Here is a 6,924-nt window from a genome sequence, read left to right as displayed (position 1 = left end):
CGAGGAGCCGGAGTCCGAGCCGGAACCGGACGAGCCGGAGGACATGCAGGCGGAGAGGGTAAGGGCCAAGGTCGCGGCGAACACGGCGCCGGTGGCCGTCCGGCCGCGGTTGGAGAGGGTCATGGTGACTTCCCGTATGTGCGAGGGTCGCCGCGTCAGCGGCGCTCATCGGGACATACGGGTTGGATCGCCGGTTGTCTCAAAATCTCCGGGCGAACGTCGGAAAATCTTCCCGCCGGGACCGGCGGAGGCTGGCTCCGGCAGTGCCCCGGGGGGTTGCCGGGTCGGCCGCGGGCCGTTGTGTGCCGGTCGCGCGGTTCCCCGCGCCCCTTGCGGGGCACGTCCTGCTCGGGCGATGCCCTCCAGGGGCGCGCGGGAACTACGCGGTCGGCCCCGGCGTACCGGCACTCGGCGACGCACCGGAACCCGCCGCGGCGACGGACGGCCCCGGAGATGAGAAGGCGGCGAAAACAGGCTCAGTGGAAGGTGTGCGCCTCGGTCGGGAAGGCGGCGCCGATCACGTCGGTGGCGAAGGCGCGGGCCGCGTCGCCGAGGGTCCGGCGCAGGTCGGCGTACTGCTTGGTGAACCGCGGCACCTTGCCCTCGGTCAGGCCCGCCATGTCCGTCCAGACCAGGACCTGGGCGTCGGTGTCGGGGCCCGCGCCGATGCCGATGACCGGGATGTGCAGCGAACGCGTGATCTCCGCCGCCACCTCGGCCGGCACCAGTTCCAGGACCAGCGCGAAGGCGCCGGCGTTCTGCGCGGCCTTGGCGTCCCGGATCAGCCGGTCGGCGGCCTCGTCGCCGCGGCCCTGCACCCGGTAGCCGAGGGTGTTGAAGGACTGCGGGGTCAGACCCAGGTGGGCCATCACCGGGATGCCGGCCTCGACCAGCGTCTCGGTCTGGGCCAGCGAGCGCTCGCCGCCCTCCAGCTTGACCGCGCCGACGCCGGCCTCCTTGACCAGGCGGGTGGCGTTGCGCAGCGCCTGCACCGGCCCCTCCTGGTAGGAGCCGAAGGTGAGGTCGGCCACGATCAGCGCCCGCCGGGTGCCGCGGACCACCGCGGCGGACAGCATCGCCATGTGGTCCATGGTGACGGGCACGGTGGAGTCGTAGCCGAGGTGGGCGTTGCCCATCGAGTCGCCGACGAGCAGGACGGGGATGCCGGCCTCGTCGAAGACGGAGGCGGTCATCGCGTCGTAGGCGGTGAGCATCGGCCACTTCTCGCCGCGCTCCTTGGCGCCGGCCAGGTCGCGGACGGTGATCCGGCGGGTGCCGGTGCCTGCGTAGAGCGCCTTCGGGTGGTCGGCCGCGGGGGCGGCGGTCGTGCTCCGGTCCGCCTCGGGGCCGGTGCCGGGCTGCTGGGCAGCCGGAAGTTGCGTCATGGTGACGGCTCCTTCAACTCATCTCGAGGCGCCCTTACGGCGTCCCCGGATCACCTCCATGCTGGCACGGGCGGCCCGGTCCGGAAAGGGGCGGACTCTTTTTACCTCAGCTTTACGATACGAGACGGGCTCGTATCGTAAATCGCCCCTAGGCTCGGACCATGGCCGAACCCATAACCGCCACCGTGCCGGCTGAGGTCCACCGCCGCCGCTGGGCGATCCTCACCGTATTGCTGCTCAGTCTGCTCGTTGTCGTCCTGGACAACTCCATCCTCAACGTGGCGATGAAGACCATCGCCCAGCCCGCGCCGACCGGGCTCGGCGCCACCCAGAGCCAGCTCGAATGGTCGATCAACTCCTACACCCTGGTCTTCGCCGGGCTGCTGTTCACCGCCGGACTGCTCGGCGACCGGCTGGGCCGCAAGAAGGTGCTGCTCTTCGGCATGCTGGTGTTCGGCGCCGGCTCCGCGGCCTCCGCGATGGCCGGCTCCGCCGACCAGCTGATCGCCTTCCGCGGCCTGATGGGCCTGGGCGGCGCCTTCATCATGCCCGCCACCCTGGCGATCATCATGAACGTCTTCGAGCGCGACGAGCAGCCGCGGGCCATCGGCATCTGGTCCGGGGTGGTCGGCCTGGCCATCGCGGTCGGCCCGATCACCGGCGGCCTGCTCCTCCAGCACTTCTGGTGGGGCTCGGTCTTCCTGATCAACGTGCCGATCGTGGTGGTCGGCCTGATCGCGATGTTCCTGCTGGTGCCGGACTCCAAGGACCCGCGTCCCGGCCGGCTCGACCCGGTCGGCGTACTGACCTCCATCGCCGGCCTGGTGCTGCTGATCTACGGCATCATCAAGGGCGGCGAGTACGGGGACTTCACCCGCCCCGAGGTGTGGGCCACCTCGGTGGCCGGCCTGGTCGTACTGGCGGCCTTCGTCCGCTACGAGGCCCGCACCGAGCACCCGGCGCTGGACGTCCGCTACTTCAAGAAGCGGCAGTTCTCCGCCTCGGTCGCCGCCATCGGCCTGGTGTTCTTCGCGCTGATGGGCGTGACCTTCTTCATCGTCTTCTACACCCAGTCGGTGCGCGGCTACAGCGCCCTGCAGTCCGGCCTGCTGCTGCTCCCGCTGGCCGCCGCCCAGATGGTCTTCGCGCCCCGGGCCCGGCTGCTGGTGAACCGGATCGGCGCCCGGGCGGTCTGCGCCGGCGGCATGGCGCTGACCGGGGTGTCCTTCCTCGGCTTCCTGCTGCTGGGCCGGACCACGCCCATCTGGGTGCTGGAAGTGCTGTTCTTCCTGATGGGCACCGCCATGGCGCACGTCATGCCGCCTGCTACCGTGATGATCATGTCGTCGCTGCCCCGCGAGAAGGCCGGCTCCGGCTCGGCGGTGAACAACACCTTCCGCCAGGTCGGCGGCGCGCTCGGAGTGGCCGTCCTCGGCTCGGTGATGTCCACCCTCTACCGCAGCGGCGTCCAGGACCACCTCGGCTCGCTGCCCGCCTCCCAGCGGGCCTCGGCCGGCGAATCCATCGAGGCCACCCTCGGTGTCGCCGAGCGGCTCGGCGCCAAGGGCCAGGTCCTGGTCCAGCCCGCCAACGACGCCTTCCTGCACGCGATGCACATCACCGCCGCCGCCTCCGCGGGAGTCGCGCTGTTCGGCGCGGTCGTCGCCGCGGTCTTCCTGCCCGCCAAGTCCGACGCTCCCACCGCGGCGCCCGGCGGCTCGCCGGAACGCGAGATGGCGGGTGTGGAGAGTTGAGTTCGTCCGGTGCCGCGGACGTCCCGCCGGCGGCGGCCGCCGCGCGGCGCGGGCGTCCGCGCAACGCGGCGGTCGACCGGGCGGTGATCGACACCGTCGTGCGGCTGATCGCCGAGGGCACCACCTTCAGCGACCTGACCGTCGAGGGCATCGCCCGGGAGGCCGGCGTCGGCAAGGCGACGGTGTACCGCCGCTGGACGGGCAAGGACGCGCTGCTGCTCGACGTGCTCGCCGAGGTCGACGGGCCACCGCAGTTGAAGAGCAGCGGCGTGCTGCGCGACGACCTGATCGCCGCGGTGGAGTACATCCGGCAGCGCAGCCTGGCCAAGCGTGAATCGGCGCTGCTGCGCACCATGGTGGCGCAGGCGCAGAGCAACCCGGAGCTGTGGCGCCGCTACCACGACACGGTGGTGGCCGGCCGGCGCCGGATGCTGATCGACCTGCTGGAGCGGGGCGTCGCCTCCGGTGAGATCGCCCCGGGAGCCGGCGGGGATCTGGACCTGCTCGCCGACATGGTCGTCGGCCCGGTGCTGGTACGGGCCACGCTGCGTCCCGACGCGCCGCTGGAGCCCGATCTCGCGGAGCGGGTGGTCGACACCCTGCTGGGGGGATTGCGCCCGCGTCCCTGACCCCGGTGCGATCTTGCCCGGTTTTGTGCGGGTCTTGTCACAGCAGTCCGCTTCCCGGCCGCGCCACGGAACCCGCCGGACCCCGCAGCCCGTCGCTTCATGTACCGATCCCCTAAGGTCGGCAGAGCACCCGGCAAGGCAGCGAGGATCCTCATGACCCAGGCGCAGAGCAGCACGGACGCGAACACGGACGGCCGGAAGCCGCACCCGAACGCCTCCAGGGCGCATGCCCGGCTCAGCGCCCGCTTCCTGCGGTGGTGGCAGCCGGCCGGCATGTGGCGGCGCGGCATCATCACGGCGCTGATCGCCCTGCTGCTGGCCGTGCTGCTGTTCTTCCACTCCGACGTGCCCAACCGGATCGGCAACCTCGGCAGCCTGCTGGAGACGTTCCTGCCCTGGCTGGGCCTGGCGGTGCCGGTCCTGCTCGCGGTGGCGGTGGTGCGGCGCTCGGCGACCGCGCTGATCGCCCTGCTCGTCCCGTCGTTGATCTGGCTCAACCTCTTCGGCGGGCAGCTCACCGACAAGTCCGCGGCCGGCGGCGACTTCACCGTCCTCACCCACAACGTCAACGCCGAGAACCCGGACCCGGACGGCACCGCGCGCGACCTTGTCGAGGCCGGCACCGACGTGGTGGCGCTGGAGGAGCTGGCCGAGTCCGAGGAACCGCGCTACGCCAAGGGCCTGGCGGCGGCGTACCCGTACCACGCGGTGGAGGGCACGGTCGGGCTGTGGAGCAAGTACCCGCTGAGCGGGGTGCGTTCGGTGGACATCCGGATGGGCTGGGTCCGGGCGATGCGGGCCTCGGTCCGCACCCCGCACGGGCCGGTCGCGGTCTACGTGGCCCATCTGCCGTCGGTCCGGGTGAAGTTCAACGCCGGCTTCACCGCCGGTCAGCGCGACAACGCCGCCGACGCGCTCGGGCAGGCGATAGCGGCCGAGCCCGTGCACAGCGTGGTGCTGCTCGGGGACCTCAACGGCACCATGAACGACCGGGCATTGGCCTCGGTCACCTCGCAGATGCGCTCCACGCAGGGCGCGGCCGGCAACGGCATGGGCCTGAGCTGGCCGGCCGCCTTCCCGATGGCCAGGATCGACCAGATCATGGTCAAGGGCGTCGAGCCCCGGTCGTCCTGGACACTGCCGAGGACGGGCAGCGACCACCTGCCGGTCGCCGCCCGCCTGCAACTGCCCTGAGCCCTGGGGCCCCCGCGCCGCGGCGGGCCTACGAACCCTCGCCCTCGCGCCACCGGTCGGTGATCGGCAGCCGGCGGTCCTTGCCGAAGCCCTTCGGGGAGATCTTGGTGCCCGGCGGGTACTGGCGCCGCTTGTACTCCGCGGTGTCGGTGAGCTTCAGCACCCGGGTGACCAGTTCCGGGTCGAAGCCGGCCGCCACGATCGCCTCCCGGCCCTGGTCGCGGTCCACGTACAGCTCCAGCACCCGGTCCAGCACGTCGTAGTCCGGCAGCGAGTCGGAGTCCATCTGGCCGGGGCGCAGCTCGGCGCTCGGCGGCTTGCTGATCGAGTTCTCCGGGATCGGCGGGGTCTGGCCCCGCTCGGCCGCCACCGCGTTGCGCCAGCGGGCCAGCCGGAAGACCGTCGTCTTGTAGACGTCCTTGATCGGGCCGTAGGCGCCCACCGAGTCGCCGTAGAGGGTCGAATAGCCCACCGCCAGCTCGCTCTTGTTGCCGGGCGCGAGCACGATGTGGCCCTCCTGGTTGGAGACGGCCATCAAAGTCACGCCGCGCAGCCGCGACTGCAGGTTCTCCTCGGCGAGCCCGGTCAGCTTCAGCGCCTTCATATACGCGTCGAACATGGGGGCGATCGGTACGGTCCGCAGCTCCAGCCCGGTCCGGCGGGCCAGCTCGGCGGCGTCCCCCTGGGAGTGCTCCGAGGAGTAGGCCGAGGGCATCGAGACGCCGTGCACGTTCTCGGCGCCGACCGCGTCGCAGGCGATGGCGGCGACCAGCGCGGAGTCGATGCCGCCGGACAGGCCGATCAGCACCGAGCGGAAGTGGTTCTTGCGCACGTAGGCCCGCAGGCCGGTGACCAGGGCCGCGTAGACCTCGGCCTCGTCGCCCAGCCGCTCGGCCTCGGTGCCGGTGTACTCGGGCTCGTACGGCGCCACCGGGTCCGCCGAGAGGGTGACGTGCTGGATCTCCAGGCCGTCAGCCACCCGGCCGGCCGGAACGGCGGCCGGCGCGGCCGGCAGCTCCAGGTCGAGCAGCACGCACTCCTCGGCGAACTGCGGCGCCCGCGCGATCACCTCGCCGCCCTCGCCGACCACGATCGTGTCGCCGTCGAAGACCAGCTCGTCCTGGCCGCCGACCATGGCCACGTACGCCAGCGTGCAGCCGGCCTCCCGGGCGCGCTTGCGGACCAGCTCCAGGCGGGTGTCGTCCTTGTCCCGCTCGTACGGCGAGGCGTTGACGACCAGCAGCAGACCGGCCCCGGCCGTCCTGGTGGCGGGCACCCGGCCGCCGTCCTGCCACAGGTCCTCGCAGATCGCCAGCGCGACGTCCACGCCGCGCACCCGGACCACCGGCATGGTGTTGCCGGGCACGAAGTAGCGGAACTCGTCGAAGACGCCGTAGTTCGGCAGGTGGTGCTTGGCGAAGCGCAGCGCCACCTTGCCGCGGTGCAGGACCGCGCAGCAGTTCTGCGGGGCGCCGGCCGGCTGGCCGAACCGGGGCCGGGCGTCCTGGCTGCGTCCGAGGTAGCCGACGACCACCGGCACCTCGCCCAGCCCCTCGGCGGCCAGCCGCCCGGCCAGATCCACCAGCGCGGTGCGGCTGGCCTCGACGAAGGACGACCGCAGGGCCAGGTCCTCCACCGGATAGCCGGTGAGCATCATCTCGGGGAACGCCACCAGGTGGGCTCCCTGCCCGGCGGCGTACCGGGTCCGGCGCAGGACCGACTCGCTGTTCCCGGCGATGTCGCCGACGGTGGAGTCGATCTGATTCAGGGCGAGGCGAAGTTGAGGCACGGCACCAGTGTAATCGTCATTCCGACGCGATGCCCTGCGGGCGGCTGACCGGCCCCCGGGGGCGGCGGGACGGCGTGGCGGTGGCCGGGGGACGGGCCGGACACCCCCCGCGGCGGGTCCGGCCCGTCCCCCGGCCACCGGCCCGGAAGCCGGCCTAGGCCGTGTCTGACAAA

Annotated in this window: 5 protein-coding genes; 3 read left to right on the top strand and 2 right to left on the bottom strand. The window is 72.2% G+C overall.

Annotated features, from left to right (window positions below):
- Positions 1-476: 476 nt before the first annotated feature.
- The gene (gene panB, locus GA0115240_RS35375) at positions 477-1,385 is read right to left on the bottom strand and encodes a 3-methyl-2-oxobutanoate hydroxymethyltransferase (protein WP_093743265.1); all 909 of its coding nucleotides are present in this window, start codon (positions 1,383-1,385) and stop codon (positions 477-479) included.
- Positions 1,386-1,546: 161 nt separating this feature from the next.
- Between panB and GA0115240_RS35370 the strand changes: the two genes are divergently transcribed.
- From GA0115240_RS35370 to GA0115240_RS35360, 3 genes are all read left to right on the top strand, one after another.
- On the top strand, positions 1,547-3,139 hold the full coding sequence (locus GA0115240_RS35370; protein WP_093743264.1) for an MFS transporter: 1,593 nt from the start codon (positions 1,547-1,549) through the stop codon (positions 3,137-3,139).
- A complete protein-coding gene (locus GA0115240_RS35365; RefSeq protein ID WP_093743262.1) occupies positions 3,136-3,768 on the top strand; it encodes a TetR/AcrR family transcriptional regulator in 633 nt (210 codons plus the stop codon). Before GA0115240_RS35370 ends, GA0115240_RS35365 begins: the two co-directional genes overlap by 4 nt.
- A gap of 273 nt (positions 3,769-4,041) precedes the next feature.
- Positions 4,042-4,962: an endonuclease/exonuclease/phosphatase family protein gene (locus GA0115240_RS35360; RefSeq protein ID WP_370673411.1), complete on the top strand. Its 921-nt coding sequence runs from the start codon at positions 4,042-4,044 to the stop codon at positions 4,960-4,962.
- A gap of 28 nt (positions 4,963-4,990) precedes the next feature.
- Here the strand turns inward: GA0115240_RS35360 and GA0115240_RS35355 are convergent, their stop codons facing one another.
- On the bottom strand, positions 4,991-6,751 hold the full coding sequence (locus GA0115240_RS35355; RefSeq protein WP_093743258.1) for an NAD+ synthase: 1,761 nt from the start codon (positions 6,749-6,751) through the stop codon (positions 4,991-4,993).
- Between the last annotated feature and the right edge of the window lie 173 nt (positions 6,752-6,924).

The sequence above is a fragment of the Streptomyces sp. DvalAA-14 genome (assembly GCF_900091855.1).
Lineage (GTDB): Bacteria > Actinomycetota > Actinomycetes > Streptomycetales > Streptomycetaceae > Actinacidiphila.
Note: the sequence above shows the minus strand (reverse complement) of the source record. Positions and strands in the feature narration are given on the sequence as shown.